Annotated in this window: 5 protein-coding genes and 1 pseudogene; 3 read left to right on the forward strand and 3 right to left on the reverse strand. The window is 75.4% G+C overall.

Annotated elements, in window-relative coordinates:
* Window positions 1-27: 27 nt before the first annotated feature.
* Together PP1_RS00700 and PP1_RS00705 are read left to right on the forward strand one after the other, a co-directional pair.
* A pseudogene (locus PP1_RS00700) lies at window positions 28-6,111 on the forward strand (type I polyketide synthase); the annotation flags it as partial.
* On the forward strand, window positions 6,108-7,310 hold the full coding sequence (locus tag PP1_RS00705) for a cytochrome P450 (RefSeq protein ID WP_010232938.1): 1,203 nt from the start codon (window positions 6,108-6,110) through the stop codon (window positions 7,308-7,310). The pseudogene PP1_RS00700 and the gene PP1_RS00705, both read left to right, overlap by 4 nt.
* Before the next feature lie 607 nt (window positions 7,311-7,917).
* Here PP1_RS00705 and PP1_RS00710 read toward each other — a convergent pair.
* The 3 genes from PP1_RS00710 to PP1_RS00720 are packed head-to-tail and all read right to left on the reverse strand — an operon-like array spanning window position 7,918 to window position 11,800.
* Window positions 7,918-9,288, reverse strand: coding sequence for a cytochrome P450 (locus tag PP1_RS00710; RefSeq protein ID WP_010232936.1), 1,371 nt, complete (start codon window positions 9,286-9,288; stop codon window positions 7,918-7,920).
* Window positions 9,285-10,343 (reverse strand): DegT/DnrJ/EryC1/StrS family aminotransferase, encoded by a 1,059-nt coding sequence (locus PP1_RS00715; protein ID WP_010232934.1) that lies wholly within the window; start codon window positions 10,341-10,343, stop codon window positions 9,285-9,287. The genes PP1_RS00710 and PP1_RS00715 overlap by 4 nt, the downstream gene beginning before the upstream one ends.
* A gap of 41 nt (window positions 10,344-10,384) precedes the next feature.
* On the reverse strand, window positions 10,385-11,800 hold the full coding sequence (locus PP1_RS00720) for a glycosyltransferase (protein ID WP_010232932.1): 1,416 nt from the start codon (window positions 11,798-11,800) through the stop codon (window positions 10,385-10,387).
* Between the two features lie 214 nt (window positions 11,801-12,014).
* Between PP1_RS00720 and PP1_RS00725 the strand changes: the two genes are divergently transcribed.
* Entirely contained in the window at window positions 12,015-15,335 is a 3,321-nt protein-coding gene (locus PP1_RS00725) for a type I polyketide synthase (RefSeq protein WP_075314301.1), read from the forward strand.
* Window positions 15,336-15,396: the final 61 nt, after the last annotated feature.

The raw sequence follows: 15,396 nt of genomic DNA on the forward strand, positions 1-15,396 counted from the left end.
CCACGAACGAGAGAGGCGGACAGGACCATGCCCGACGAACAGAAGCTCGTCGACTACCTGAAGTGGGTCACGGCCGATCTGCACGACACCCGCCGACGGCTGGCCGAGGCGGAGTCCGGGCGGGACGAGCCCGTCGCGATCGTCGGCATGGCCTGCCGGTTCCCCGGCGGGGTCCGCTCCCCGGAGGACCTGTGGGAGCTGCTCGCCGGCGACCGCGACGGCATCGGCCCGTTCCCCGACGACCGCGGCTGGGACCTCGACGCGCTCGCCGGTGACGGGCCCGGCGCCAGCGCCACCCAGCGCGGCGGGTTCCTGCCCGGCGCCGCCGAGTTCGACCCGTCGTTCTTCGACATCTCCCCGCGCGAGGCGCTCGCCATGGACCCGCAGCAGCGGCTGCTGCTGGAGACCGCGTGGGAGGCGTTCGAGCGGTCCGGGATCGACCCGGCCGAGCTGCGCGGCAGCCGCACCGGCGTGTTCGTCGGCACCAACGGGCAGGACTACACCCACCTCGTCCTCGCCTCCGGCGACGACATGGGCGGCTACGCCGGGAACGGCCTCGCCGCCAGCGTGCTGTCCGGGCGCGTGTCGTTCGCCCTCGGGCTGCAGGGCCCCGCCGTCACCCTGGACACGGCGTGCTCGTCGTCGCTGGTCGGGCTGCACCTCGCGGCCCAGGCCGTCCGCAACGGGGAGTGCGGCCTCGCGCTGGCCGGCGGCGTCACCGTGATGACCACCCCGGCGAACTTCTCCGGGTTCAGCCTGCACGGCGGCCTCGCCCCGGACGGGCGCTGCAAGGCCTTCGCCGACGGCGCCGACGGCACCGGCTGGTCCGAGGGCATCGGCCTGCTCGTCGTCGAGACGCTGTCCGACGCCCGCGCCAACGGGCACCCGGTGCTCGCCGTGCTCAGCGGGTCGGCCGTGAACCAGGACGGCGCGTCGAACGGGCTCAGCGCCCCGAACGGGCCCGCGCAGCAGCGCGTGATCCGCCAGGCGCTCGCGAGCGGCGGGCTGTCCCCGGCCGACGTCGACGCCGTCGAGGCGCACGGCACCGGCACCGCGCTCGGCGACCCCATCGAGGCGCAGGCCCTGCTCGCCACCTACGGCGCCGACCGCGACCCCGGCCGGCCGCTGCTGCTCGGCTCCGTGAAGTCCAACCTCGGCCACACCCAGGCCGCCGCCGGCGCCGCCGGGGTGATCCGGACCGTGCTGGCACTGCAGCACGCGACGCTGCCCCGGACCCTGCACGTCGACGCGCCGTCGAGCCACGTCGACTGGTCCGCCGGGGCGGTGCGGCTGCTCACCGAGCAGACCGCCTGGCCGGAGACCGGGCGGGCCCGCCGCGCCGGGGTGTCGTCGTTCGGGATCAGCGGCACCAACGCCCACGTCGTCCTCGAACAGGCCCCCGCCGACCCGGCGGAACCGGCGGAGCCCGCGGTGTCGCCGCGGGCCGTCGCCTGGCCGGTCTCGGCCCGCTCCGCCACGGCGCTCGACGCCCAGCTGGAACACCTCCGCGACCTCGGGCCGGGGCACGCCCCGGCCGACGTCGGCCACGCCCTGGCCACCACCCGCAGCGCGTTCGCGCACCGCGCGCTGCTCGTCCACACCGCGGACGGGCTCACCGAGGCCGCCCGCGACGTCGTGCCCACCGGCGACCGCGGCGGGCTCGCCGTGCTGTTCTCCGGGCAGGGCTCGCAGCGGCTCGGCGCCGGCCGGGAGCTGCACGCCCGGTTCCCGGTGTTCGCGGCCGCGTTCGACGAGACCGTCGACCTGCTCGACGCCCGGCTCGGCACCGCGCTGCGCGACGTCGTCTGGGGCACCGACCGGGCCGCGCTCGACGACACCCGGCACACCCAGCCCGTGCTGTTCGCGACCGGGGTCGCGCTCTACCGGCTCGTCGAGTCCTGGGGCGTGCGACCCGGCCACGTCGCCGGCCACTCGGTCGGCGAGATCACCGCCGCGCACGTGGCCGGGGTCCTCTCCCTCGACGACGCCTGCACCCTCGTCGCCGCCCGCGCCCGGCTCATGGCCGACCTGCCCGCGGGCGGGGCGATGGTCGCCCTGCGGGCCCGCGAGGACGAGGTCGCCCCGCTGCTGGGCGACGACGTCGCGATCGCCGCCGTCAACGCCCCCGACGCGGTCGTGGTCTCGGGCGACGCCGACGCCGTCGCCGCCGTCCGGGCCCGGTTCGACGCCGACGGCCGCAGCACCCGCGCCCTCGCCGTCAGCCACGCGTTCCACTCACCGCTGATCGACCCGATGCTCGACGCGTTCGCCCGGGTCGTCGACGGCCTCACGTTCGCCGAGCCGCAGATCCCCGTCGTGTCGAACCTGACCGGCGCCGTCGACGGCGGGCTCACCGACCCCGGCTACTGGGTCCGGCACGCCCGCGGCGCCGTCCGCTTCGGTGACGGCGTCGCGGCACTGGCCGGGCTCGGCGTCCGGACCTTCCTCGAGCTCGGCCCCGACGCGGTGCTGTCCGCGCTCGTCGCCGAGAACGCGCCCGACGCGGTCGCCGTGCCCGCGCTGCGCCGCGACGCCGGCGAGGAGGCCACCCTGCTCGGCGCGGCCGGTGCACTGTGGACCCGCGGGACCGGCGTCGGCTGGGCGGCGGTCGCCGAGGGCACCACCACCCCGCACGCCGCCCCGGTGCCGCTGCCGACCTACCCGTTCGACCGGGAGCGGTACTGGCCGACGCTGCGGGCCGCCACCGCCGACGCGGCCGGGCTCGGCCTCACCGCCGCCGGGCACCCGCTGCTCGGCGCGGCCGTCGTCCTCGCCGACGCCGACCGCACTGTCCTCACCGGACGGCTCTCCCGGCGGACCCAGCCGTGGCTGCCCGGCGGTCCGGTGCCCGCCACCGTGTTCGCCGAGCTCGCGGTCCGCGCCGGTGACCAGGTCGGCGCCCCGCGGGTCGAGGAGCTCGATCTCGTCGCCCCGCTGAGCGTCGGCGACCGCGACGGCGTGGCCCTGCAGGTCTCCGTGGACAGCGCCGTCGACACCGCCGTGGACACCGGCACCGGCACCGGTGCCGTCGGTGGGCGTCTGCGGCTGACCGTGCACGCCCGCCCCTCCGACGACGCGCCGTGGACCCTGCACGCCCGCGGCGTCCTGGCACCCGACGACGGCCGGGACACCGTCGCGGACCCCGGCGAGTGGCCGCCGCGCGACGCCCGGCAGGCAGCCGGCACACCCGGGACGTGGGTTCGCGACGGCGAGATCCTCGCCGAGGTCACCCTCCCCGACGGCGCCACCGCCGACGGCTGGGGCCTGCACCCCGCGCTGCTGGACGCGGCCCTGCGCACCGCCGCCGCGCTCGGCCGGGACGCCACCACCGACGCCACGACCGACGCCGCCACCGGGCCGGACCGGATCGAGGGCCTGACCCTGCACGCCACCGGCGCCGGCACGCTGCGCGTGCGGATCACCGGGACCGGTCCCGGGACGTTCGCCCTCGTCGCCACCGACCCCACCGGCGCCCCGGTGCTCACCGCCGACACCGTCCACACCGGAGGGACGGGCGATGCGCCGGCACCCGCCGCGACCGGGCAGGGTGGGCTGTTCGGCCTGCACTGGACCCCCGTCGAGCTCGGCGACCGCGCCGCGGGCACCCGCTGGGCCGTCGTCGGCGACGACGAGCTCGACCTCGGCTACGCGATGCACCGCGCCGACGAGACCGTCAGCGCCTACGCCGAGTCCCTCGGCGGGGCCGTCGGCGACACCGGGCTCGCCCCCGACGTCTTCCTCATCCCGGTCGTCGGCGACCCGGACGGCGGCGCGGCCGCCGTGCACACCCTGACCACCCGGGTGCTGGGCCTGCTGCAGGAGTGGCTCGACGAGCCGCGCCTCGCCGACGCGCGCCTCGTCGTCGTCACGCGGGGTGCGGTCGCCGCCGACGGCGAGACCGTCACCGACCCGGCGGCCGCCGCCGTCTGGGGCCTGGTGCGCGCCGCGCAGACGGAGAACCCGGGCCGGATCCGGCTCGTCGACCTCGACGACACGTTCCGCTCGGCCGGGGTCCTGCCGCACCTGCTGCTGCTCGACGAGCAGCAGCTGCTGGTCCGCGACCACGCGGTCCGCGCCGCCCGCCTGGCCCGGCTGCCGGAGGCCGCACCGGACACCACGCGTCCGGCGGCGGACTGGGACCCGGACGGCACCGTCCTGGTCACCGGCGGCACCGGTGGGCTCGGTGCGCTGCTCGCCCGGCACCTCGTCACGACCGGCCGGACCCGGAACCTGCTGCTGGCGAGCCGGCGCGGCCCGGACGCCCCCGGCGCGGCCGCGCTGCGCGACGAGCTGACCGCGCTCGGCGCCGCCGTCACCGTCACCGCGTGCGACGCCGGCGACCCCGACGCCGTCACCGCGCTGGTCGGGTCCGTCCCGGCCGGGCGCCCGCTGACCGCGGTCGTCCACACCGCCGGCGTCCTCGACGACGGCCTCACCGGCTCGCTCACCCCCGAGCGCCTCGCCGGGGTGCTGCGTCCCAAGCTCGACGCCGCGTGGCACCTGCACGCCGCGACCCGCGAGCTGCCGCTGGCCGCGTTCGTCCTCTACTCGTCGGTGTCGGGGATCCTCGGCAGCGCCGGGCAGGCCAACTACGCCGCCGCCAACGCGGGCCTCGACGGGCTGGCCCGGTACCGGGCCGGGCTCGGGCTGCCCGCGGTGTCGCTCGGCTGGGGCCCGTGGGGCCGGGGGAGCGGCATGACCGAGCAGGTCGGCGACGCCGACCTGGAGCGGATGGCCCGCGGCGGGCTGCCCGCCCTCGACGCCGCCGACGGCCTCGCCCTGTTCGACGCCGCACTCGCCCGGCCGGAGCCGGTCGTCGTGCCGACCCGGATCAACGTCGCCGGGCTGGCCGTGCAGCAGGCGCTGCCCGCGCTGTGGCGGGACCTGGTGCCGCGCACCCGCCGCACCGCCGCCGCGGCGGGCTCGTCGCCGGTCACGGTGCGGGAGCGGCTGCGCCACCTCGACCCGGCCGGGCAGGAGGCGCTGCTCGTCGAGCTCGTCACCGGCTACACGGCCGGGCTGCTCGGCCACGAGGACCCGGCGGCGGTCGACCCGGAGCGCGGCTTCCTGGAGCTGGGCTTCGACTCGCTCGTCGCGGTCGGGCTGCGCAACCAGCTCGGCGAGGTCCTCGGGCTGCGGCTCGCGGGGTCGATCGTCTTCGACAGCACGACCCCGGTGAAGCTCGCCCGGCGGCTGCACGAGCAGATCGAGCAGGCCCCCGCACCCGGTGCGACGCCGGTCGCCACGGCCGGGCGGCCCGCGGCGCACGGCGACGAGACGCTCGTCGGCATGTTCCACGCCGCCGTCCGCGGCGGGAAGCTGGTGGAGGCGATGCGGATGCTCAAGGCCGCCGCGAACACGCGTCCGATGTTCGCGTCCCCGGCCGAGCTGGAGGAACTGTCCGAGCCGGTCACCCTCGCCGAGGGGCCCACCGACCCGCGGCTGATCTTCGTCAGTGCGCCCGGCGCGACCGGCGGCGTGCACCAGTACGCCCGGATCGCCGCGCACTTCCGCGGCAGCCGGCACGTGTCCGCGCTGCCGCTGATGGGCTTCGCACCCGGCGAGCAGCTGCCCGCCACCAGCGAGGCCGCCGCCCGCATCGTCGCCGAGAGCGTGCTGCTGGCCAGCGACGGCGAGCCGTTCGTCATGGTCGGCCACTCCACCGGCGGCTCGCTGGCCTACCTCGCCGCGGGCGTCCTCGAGGACACCTGGGGCGTGCGGCCGGAGGCGGTCGTCCTGCTCGACACCGCCTCCATCCGCTGGGACGCGGCCGAGGGCAACGACCTGGACCGCACGACCCGCTTCTACCTGGCCGACATCGACTCGCCGTCGGTGACGCTGAACAGCGCGCGGATGTCGGCGATGGCGCACTGGTTCATGACGATGACCGAGATCGACTCGCCCCCGACGACCGCGCCGACGCTGCTCGTCCGCGCCGCCCGCGACGTCGAGGGCTTCATCCTGGACACCTCCGCGGTGCCCGCCGACGCCGTCGTCGACATCGACGCCGACCACCTCTCGCTCGCCATGGAGCACTCGTCGCTGACCGCCGGCGCGATCGAGACCTGGCTCGCCGAGCTGCCCGCCCCGACCACGGAGGACGTCTCATGAGCACCCCGGCCACCTGCCCGGTCACCGGTGACGGGCCGCCGTCGCTGGGCGGACAGACCCCGCCCGTCCTGCGGATGAGCCCGCTGCTGCGCGAGCTGCAGCAGCAGGCGCCGGTCTGCCGGGTCCGCACCCCCGCCGGTGACGACGGCTGGCTGGTCACCCGCTACGCCGAGCTCAAGTCCCTGCTGCACGACGAGCGTCTCGGCCGCGCGCACGCCGACCCGCCGAACGCCCCGCGGTACGTGCAGAACCCGTTCCTGGACCTGCTCGTCGTCGACGACGCCGAGCAGGCCAGGGACCTGCACAAGGAGATGCGGCGGCTGCTGACCCCGCAGTTCTCCGCGCGGCGGGTGCTGAACCTGATGCCTGCCGTGTCCGCGATCGCCGAGGAGGTCCTCGACGGGTTCGTCGCCGCCGGCGCCCCCGGGGACCTGCACGGCGGGTTCTCGATGCCGTACTCGCTGACCGTCCTGTGCGCGCTGATCGGGATCCCGCCCGCGGACCGCCCCGCGCTCGTGCAGACGATCATGACGATGGGCGACCTGGACGACTCCGAGCGCGTCGCTTCGGGTCAGGCCGAACTCTTCGGCCTGCTGTCCGGGATCGCCCGGCGCAAGCGGATCGACCCCACCGACGACGTCATCTCCCGGCTCTGCGACCAGGTCCCCGACGAGCGGATCGGCCCGATCGCCGCCGGCCTGCTGTTCGCCGGCCTGGACAGCGTCGCCAGCCACGTCGACCTGGGCGTGCTCCTCTTCTCGGCCTACCCGGACCAGCTCGAGGCCGCGCTCGCCGACGAGCGCACCATGCGCGAGGCCGTCGAGGAGATCCTGCGCTGCGCCAAGGCCGGCGGCTCGGTGCTGCCCCGCTACGCCACCGACGACGTCGAGATCGGCGACGTCACCATCCGCACCGGCGACCTGGTGCTGCTCGACTTCACCCTGGTCAACTTCGACACCGAGGTGTTCGACGAGCCCGAGGTGTTCGACATCCGCCGGCAGTCGAACCCGCACCTGACCTTCGGGCACGGCATGTGGCACTGCATCGGCGCCCCGCTGGCCCGGATGTCCCTGCGGATCGCCTTCACCCAGCTGTTCACCCGGCTCCCCGGGCTGCGCCCCGCAGGTCCGGTGGAGGAGATGCGCCGTGGCTCCGAGGGCCTCTCCGGCGGCCTGACGGAGCTCCCCGTGACCTGGTGAGTCCCGTGATCACGGATCGGGAGGGAAGACGGTCACATGCGGCCGCGTGGCTTCCCGATCCGTGATCACGTGGGTGTCGGCGCCCGGTCCGGGGCCGGGCTTCGTGGCCCCCGGGCCGGAGGGGCGCAGCCGGCCGATGGGGTGGCGCGGCGCGGTGGATGGCGTGGCGCGGTGGGTGATCCGGTGCGCCCACGAGGGGTCCGACGGCAGCTCGATCCCGTGCCGGGAGCGCTCGTGTTCTGCACCGGCTCGTGGTGCCGAGCAGGGGTCCGGGTGGGGACCGGACTCGGTGATCACGGATCGGGAAGGGGCCCGGTCACATCTGTCCGGGTGGCTTCCCGATCCGTGATCACGTGGCTCGGCGGGAGCGCCCTGTGTTCCCGGTCCGATCCGGCGGCAGCTGCCGGGGATGGCACGGGCGTGGTGGGAGGGGTGCCACGAGGGGTGTCGGACACCAGCTCGATCCCGTGCCGGGAGCGCTCGTCATCGGCACCGGCTCGCGCTGCTGAGCAGCGGGTCCGGGTGGGGATCGAACCCGGTGATCACGGATCGGGGGGAGAACCGGCCACATCTGTCCGCATGGCCGCCCGATCCGTGATCACTGGTGTCAGGTCCAGGTCACCGGGAGCTCGTGCAGGCCGAAGAGGACGCCGTCGTACTTCACGGGCAGATCCTCGGCGGGCACGGCCAGGCGGAGGTTCGGGATGCGCTCGAACAGGGTCCGGTAGGCGATCTCCATCTCCAGCCGCACGAGGTTCTGGCCCAGGCACTGGTGCACGCCGTAGCCGAAGGCCACGTGCGAGCGTGCGGAGCGGTCCGGGTCGAAGGCGCCGGCTCCGTCGAAGGCGTCGCCGTCGTGGTTGGCGGCGGCGAGCAGCGGTACGAGGCCCTCACCGGCGCGGATGGTGCGGCCACCGATCTCGACGTCCTCCAGGGCCACCCGGAACGCGACCAGGTCGGCCACCGAGTAGTAGCGCAGCAGCTCCTCGACGATGCGGTCGTCGCCGATCCACTGCGGGTTCGTCAGCAGCTGGACGACGCCGAGGCCGATGTTGTTCGCCGTCGTCTCGTGCCCGGCGATCAGCAGCAGCATCGCGACGCCGGAGAGCTCCTGCCGCGACAGGGTCCCGGCCGCGGCGAGCCGGCTGATCAGGTCGGTGCCGGGGCGCCGTTCCTTGATCCGGATGAGCCGGCCCAGGTAGCGGAGCAGGGCCGCGGTGGCCGCGTCGCGCTCGTCGTCGGTGGAGCTGAGGGTGACCAGGACGCGGGTCTTCGCCTCGAAGAAATCGCGGTCCGCCTTCGGGACGCCGAGCATGCCGGCGATCACCAGGGACGGCACCGGCAGCGCGAAGTCCTCGATCAGGTCGGCGGCGCCGTCCTTGGCGAGGACGGCGTCGATCCGCTCGTCGACGATCTGCTGGATCTCCGGGCGCAGCGCGCGCACCTTGCGGACGGTGAACTCCGGGATCAGGGTCCGGCGGAACCGGTCGTGCTCCGGCGGGTCCATCGACACGAACCAGCCCGGCACCTCGTCCGCCGACGGCGCCCCGCCGGTCCGGGCCGCTTTCGGGAAGCCGGGACGGGACGGGTCGGCGCTGATCCGCGGGTCGGTGAGGACGGCGCGGACGTCGGCGTGCCGGGTGATCAGCCAGACCGGCCCGCTGGGCAGCTCGGACCGGACGGGCTCGCCGCCGTCGCGGTAGTCGGCGTACTCGGGCGGCGGGAACGGCCGGCCGGGGCGCCGCAGCGGGAACGCCACGGGGCAGCAGGCGGCGGCTCCATGGGCCTCGGCGGCAGCACCACCGGCTCCGGCGGCAGCACTGCCGGCCCCGGTGACGGGGCAGGCAGTCCCGGTTCCGGCCTCGGTCCCGGTTCCGGCCTCGGTCCCGGTTCCGGCGTCGGTCCCGGTTCCGGTTCCGGTGACGGGGCAGCTGGTCCCGGTCCCGGCGGGCGTGGTCTCGTCGGTGCCGGTGCTCATGCCACTCCGTAGAACGCGCGGACCTGGCCGGTGATGAACTCCTGGTCCTCGGCGGTCAGCCCGGTGTGGGTGGGGAGGTAGAAGCCGTCGACGGCCAGCCGCGACGCGTTCAGCGACGGCCAGACCGGGTCGAGGTACATCGGCTGGCGGCTCATCGGTTTGAAGAACACCCGGGTGTCGATGCCCTGCGCGGCGAGGTGGGCGAGGAGCTCGTCGCGGCGCTCGGCGCGCACGTCGTACATCCACAGCACGTCCCGCGCCGGCATCAGGGTGACGCCGGGGACGTCGCGCAGGGCGTCGTCGTAGCGCTTCTCGATGTCGCGCCGGGCCGCCAGGATGCCGTCGAGCTGCTCGGTCTGCGCGAGCGCGACGGCGGCCTGCATGTTGGTCATCCGGTAGTTGTAGGCGAGCTTCTTGTGCAGGAAGCTGTGGTCGCGGGTGAAGGCCATCGCCCGCAGGTGCGCCATCTGGCCGGCCAGGTGCGCGTCGCGGGTCACGCAGATCCCGCCCTCACCGGACGTGATGATCTTGTTGGCGAACAGCGAGAAGCAGGCGATGTCCCCGGTGGGCAGGACGCCGTGCGCCTCGGCGGAGTCCTCGACGACCCGCAGGTTGTACTCGTAGGCCAGCTCGAGGATCGGCTCCATGTCGCACCGGCGGCCGTAGACGTGCACCGGCATGATCACCTTGGTGCGCGGGGTGATCTTCTCCTCGATGAGCGTGACGTCGATGTTCAGGTCGTCGCCGCAGTCGACGAAGACCGGCGTCGCGCCGGTGTAGGTGACCGCCCACGCCGAGGCGATCATCGTGAACTCCGGGACGATCACCTCGTCGCCGGGGCCGACGCCGAGTGCGCGCAGGGCGAGGGTCAGCGCCGTCGTCCCGGACGAGCACGCGACCCCGTGCGGGACGCCGTTCCAGGCGGCGAACGCCTCCTCGAACCGCGCGATGTAGGGGCCCTGCGAGGAGATCCAGCCGCCGCCGACGGCGTCGGTGACGTAGGAGAGCTCGTGGCCGTCGAGCCACGGCTTGGACACCGGTTGGGTGAAGGACATCGCGATTCCCTGGGTCGGTGGGGTCGGTGGGATCGGTGGGGTCAGGCGGTCCGGGCGGCCGGGGCGCCGGACCCGGCGAGCGCGGGCAGGCCGAGGAGCAGGTCCGCGGCGGCGGTGCGGCCGCCCGCCTCCCGCAGCAGCCGGCCCATGTGTGCGGCGCGCTCGGTGAAGGCCGGGTCGTCGAGGACCCGGGTGACCTTGTCGAGGACGTCGGCGGTGTCGACGGTCTCCGGGTGGTCGACGGTGAGGCTGACCCCGAAGTCCTGGCCGCGGACGGCCTGGTCGTCGCAGTCCACCCAGAGCGGGCGGACCACCAGCGGCTTCCCGAAGTAGAGGCCCTCGTGGTAGCCGTTGCCGCCGGCGTGGGTGAAGAACACCTTCACGCTCGGGTGGGCCAGCACGTCGAGCTGCGACGGCACCCAGCTCTCGATCCGCAGGTTCCCGGGCAGCTCGTCGGCGGGCGGGAGCATCTCCTGCTGCTCGCGCGGCAGCTTCCACAGCACCTGGTGGCCCTGCTCGTCCAGCCGTCGCGCGACCTCGACCAGCGACGCGACCTGGGGCCGGGTCAGCCGGGTGATCGTCCCGAATCCCATGTAGACGACCGACGGGTTCTCGTCCAGCCAGTCGGTGAGCTCGCCGCCGTCGGCGACCTGGGGCAGCGGCGGGACCATCGTGCCGACGAGGCGCAGCTTCTCGTGCAGGTCGAACGGGTAGTCCAGCTCCGGCACCGAGTAGCAGAGGACCTGCTCGGCGTGGTCGATGCGCGCCATCATCTGCCGGGCCTCGGGCGCGATGCCCAGCTCGGCCCGGACGGCGTCGTCGCGCTCGACGACCTTCCGCGTCTCCTTGGTCACGAACATGCCGAGCGTCCGGATCCGGAACAGCTGGTTGGTGATCTTCTGGCGCAGCGTCATGTCGGCGGGCAGCCCGGAGTGCGGCACCGGGAACCCCGACGGCGTGTAGGACGTCGCGAACGGCACGTGCGAGGTGAGCACGTTGCTGGGCACGAACGGCACGCCGAGCACGAACGGGATGCCCTTCGTGATCGCGAGCTCGTAGCCGTACTGGCACATGCTCTCGATCACCATGAGGGCCGGGCGGACCTCCTCGACGACGCGTTCCAGCGCCCGGTACTTCTCGATCCGCGACTCCGGAGCGAACGAGTGCCGGATGACCGCGGCGTGCGCCTTGAACCGGTCCCGCTGGGTCACCGCGGCGTAGGTCTCGTCGTCCCACGTCACCGCGGACATCTCCGACACGGTGTCGCCGAGCGAGGTGAAGGTGACGGGGCTGCCGGTACCCGCGCTCTCGACGTCGTCGCGTGCCTTCTCGTCGGCGGCGAAGAACAGGTCCCCGACTTCGCGCCGGGACAGTTCCCCGGCGAGTACCAGAAGCGGATTGAGCAGTCCGCTCTCCGCATAGCTGACGAACAGGATCGGCCGCCGATTCGCGCCCATGGGTAGACACCCTCTCCGACTGTGACGGGCCGATGCCCGCCGCGTGGCGCACCGCGGCGCGGTGCAGCGATCAGGTAGTTGATCCCACGCCGGTGGCCGGGGAATCCCTAGTCTTCGCCACCGCCGCGTCCCATTCCTTAGGGAAAACCACAGCCGCGCCGACCGTACGGTCCCCGCACATCGAGACGACCGAATTCGTGTGCAGGGGTGAGGCATGACGGCAGGACACGGCGCCGACCCGGTGGTGGTCGTCGGGATGGCGTGCCGCTACCCGGGCGGCGTGCGCGACGCCGACGGCTTCTGGGACCTGCTGTGTTCCGGCCGCGAGACCGCCACCGGCTTCCCGGACGACCGCGGCTGGGACACCGGCGCCCTGCACGGCGACGGGCCGGGGCGCTGCGCGACCCGCACCGCCGGGTTCCTCGACGGCGCCGGGGACTTCGACGCCGCGTTCTTCGGGATGTCCCCGCGTGAGGCCGTCTCGACCGACCCGCAGCAGCGCCTCGTGCTGGAGACCGCCTGGGAGGCGGTCGAGCAGGCCGGGATCGACCCGTCGTCGTTGCGCGGCAGCCGGACCGGCGTGTTCGTCGGCGCCGGCGGGCAGGACTACGCCGGGGTCGTCCAGAACTCGCCGGACGACCTCGCCGGGCACGCCCTCACCGGTCTGATCCCCGGTCTCACCTCGGGCCGGCTCGCGCACCTGCTCGGGCTGGAGGGGCCCGCGCTGACCGTGGACACGACGTCGTCGTCGTCACTGGTGGCGCTGCACCTCGCGATCCGGTCGCTGGACGCGGGGGAGTGCACCGCCGCGCTGGCCGGCGGCGTGTGCGTGATGTCCACCCCGGCGGCGCTGGTCGGGCACTCCCGCCAGGGCGGCCTCGCCCCCGACGGTCGCTGCAAGGTCTTCGCCGACGACGCCGACGGCACCGCCTGGGCGGAGGGTGTCGGCGTCGTCGTGCTCAAGCGGCTCTCCGACGCCCGCGCGGCCGGTGACCCCGTCCTCGCGGTGCTGCGCGGCTCGGCGATCACCGCCGACGGCGCCACCGACGGACTGACCGCGCCGAGCGGTGCCGCGCAGGAGCGGATGATCCGCGACGCGCTCGCCGACGCGGGCCTGACCGCGGCCGACGTCGACGCCGTCGAGGCGCACGGCACCGGCACCCCGGTCGGCGACCCGGTGGAGGCGCGCGCCCTGCTCGCCACCTACGGGCAGGACCGGGACCCGGACCGCCCGCTGTGGGTCGGCTCGCTCAAGTCGGTCATCGGGCACGCGCAGGCCGCGGCCGGGATCGCCGGGCTGATCGCGACCGTGCAGGCACTGCGGCACGAGCTGCTGCCCGCGACCCGGCACGCCGGCACCCCCAGCACCCGGGTCGACTGGTCGGCCGGGGCCCTCGCGCTGCGCACCGCGCCGGTGCCGTGGCCGCGCGGCGACCGGCCGCGCCGCGCCGGGGTGTCGTCGTTCGGGATCAGCGGCACCAACGCGCACGTGATCGTCGAGGAGCCCCCGGCCGCCGACGTGCCCGGCGCCGCGGAGCGCGGGACCGCGCCGTCCGCGGTGACGCCCTGGCCGGTCTCCGCCGCCGCCGCCCGTGACCTCGACGCCCAGATCGAGCGCCTGCGGGCGCACACCACCGGGCCCGGCGCGCCCGACCCGCGCGACGTCGGCTGGTCGCTGGCCACCGGCCGCGCCGCGCTGCGGCACCGCGCGGTCCTGCTGCCCGGCGAGCACGGCCCGGTCGAGGTGGCCCGCGAGGAGGCCGCGCCGCGCCGCGCCGCGGTCCTGTTCTCCGGGCAGGGCAGCCAGCGGCTCGGGACCGGCCGCGCGCTCGCCGCCCGCTTCCCGGTGTTCGCCCGCGCCCTCGACGACGTCGCCGACGCCCTCGACCCCCATCTCGACCGGCCGGTCCGCGACGTCCTCTGGGGCACCGGGGACGACGCCGCCGCCCTGCTCGACGAGACCGGCTGGACCCAGCCCGCGTTGTTCGCCGTCGAGGTGGCGTTGTTCCGCCTGGTCACGGCCCTGGGCCTGCGCCCGGCCGCGGTCGGGGGCCACTCCATCGGCGAGATCACCGCCGCGCACGTCGCCGGGGTGCTGTCGCTCGACGACGCCGCGCGCCTCGTCGCCGCCCGCGCCACGCTCATGCAGGCACTGCCGGCCGGCGGCGCGATGGTCGCGGTCGAGGCGTCCGAGGACGAGGTCGCACCGCTGCTCGGCGACCGGGTCGCACTGGCCGCGGTGAACGGGCCCGGCTCGGTCGTCGTCGCCGGTGACGACGACGCCGTCACCGCGCTGGCCGCCGACCTGGCCGGCCGGGGCCGCCGCACCAGCCGGCTGGCGGTGTCGCACGCGTTCCACTCGCCGCGGATGGACCCGATGCTCGACGCGTTCCGCGACGTCGTCGAGGGACTGACGTTCGCCGAGCCGGAGATCCCGCTGGTCTCGAACCTCACCGGCGAGCTCGGCGGGCGCGCGACCACCGACCCGGGGTACTGGGTGCGGCACGTGCGCGGGACCGTCCGGTTCGCCGACGGCGTCCGGGCCCTCGCCGCCGACGGCGTCGACGTGCTCGTCGAGCTCGGTCCGGGCGGGGTGCTGTCGGCGATGGCCCGCGACACCCTCGGCCCGGACACCGCGGCGCACGCCGTCCCGGTGCTGCGCCGGGACCGGCCGGAGGAGGCGTCGTTCGCCGTCGCGCTGGGGCGGCTGCACGCGCTCGGCGTGCCGGTCGACTGGCACGCCTTCCACGCCGGGACCGGCGCCCGCCGGGTCCCGCTGCCCACCTACGCGTTCCGCGGCGTCCGGCACTGGCCGGCGCCGCCTACGCCCGGGAACCCGGGCGGGGCGCCGGGGCTGCTCCCGGCCTCCGGTGCCCGGACCACGGCGGACTCCGCCCACGACGCCCGGACCGCGGCGACCACCGCCGACGAGGCCCGGACCGGGGCCGAGCCCGCCCACGACGCCCGGGCCGTCACGGACCCCGCCCCGACCGGCCGACCCGATCCCGTGCGCCCCGGGACGGTGGCGGGCGACCCCGGTGAGCGCTACGCCGCGATGCCCCGCGCGGTGCGCGAGAAGGCACTGCTCGACCTGGTCCGCACGCACACCGCCGCCGTCCTCGGGCACCCCGATCCCGCCGACGTCGGCGTCCGCAGCGTGTTCAAGGAGCTGGGCTTCGACTCGCTCGCCGGCGTCGAGCTCTGCGACCGCCTCGCCCGCCACACCGGACTGCGACTGCCCGCGACGCTGGTGTTCAGTTTCCCGACGCCCGAGCTCGCCGCCCGCGCGCTGGGCGACCTGCTCGACCCGGGACCGCAGGAGCCCTGCGGGGCCGAGCTGGCCGGCCTGGAGGCGGCGCTGGCCGGGCTGCCCGGCGACGGACCGGACCGCCGGGCCGTCGCCGACCGCCTGGACGCACTGGCCGCCGGGCTGCGCCGTCCCGGCCCCGGGGGAGCAGTCCCCGACGAGGACCTCGACTCGGTGTCGGTCGACAGGCTGCTCGACATCATCGACGAAGAGTTCGACACCGCATGACGAATTCGCTGCCTCCGCGCGCGACCGGATGACGAGGACGAGCCGATGCAGGACCACCGGA

The sequence above is a fragment of the Pseudonocardia sp. P1 genome, assembly GCF_000178675.2.
Lineage (GTDB): Bacteria > Actinomycetota > Actinomycetes > Mycobacteriales > Pseudonocardiaceae > Pseudonocardia.

Excerpts from the sequence above, each read along its gene's own strand:
- PP1_RS00705 (WP_010232938.1), top strand. The coding sequence starts at position 6,108 with ATGAGCACCCCGGCCACCTGCCCGGTCACCGGTGACGGGCCGCCGTCG.
- PP1_RS00720 (WP_010232932.1), bottom strand. The coding sequence starts at position 11,800 with ATGGGCGCGAATCGGCGGCCGATCCTGTTCGTCAGCTATGCGGAGAGC.
- PP1_RS00725 (WP_075314301.1), top strand. The coding sequence starts at position 12,015 with ATGACGGCAGGACACGGCGCCGACCCGGTGGTGGTCGTCGGGATGGCG.
- PP1_RS00715 (WP_010232934.1), bottom strand. The coding sequence starts at position 10,343 with ATGTCCTTCACCCAACCGGTGTCCAAGCCGTGGCTCGACGGCCACGAG.
- PP1_RS00710 (WP_010232936.1), bottom strand. The coding sequence starts at position 9,288 with ATGAGCACCGGCACCGACGAGACCACGCCCGCCGGGACCGGGACCAGC.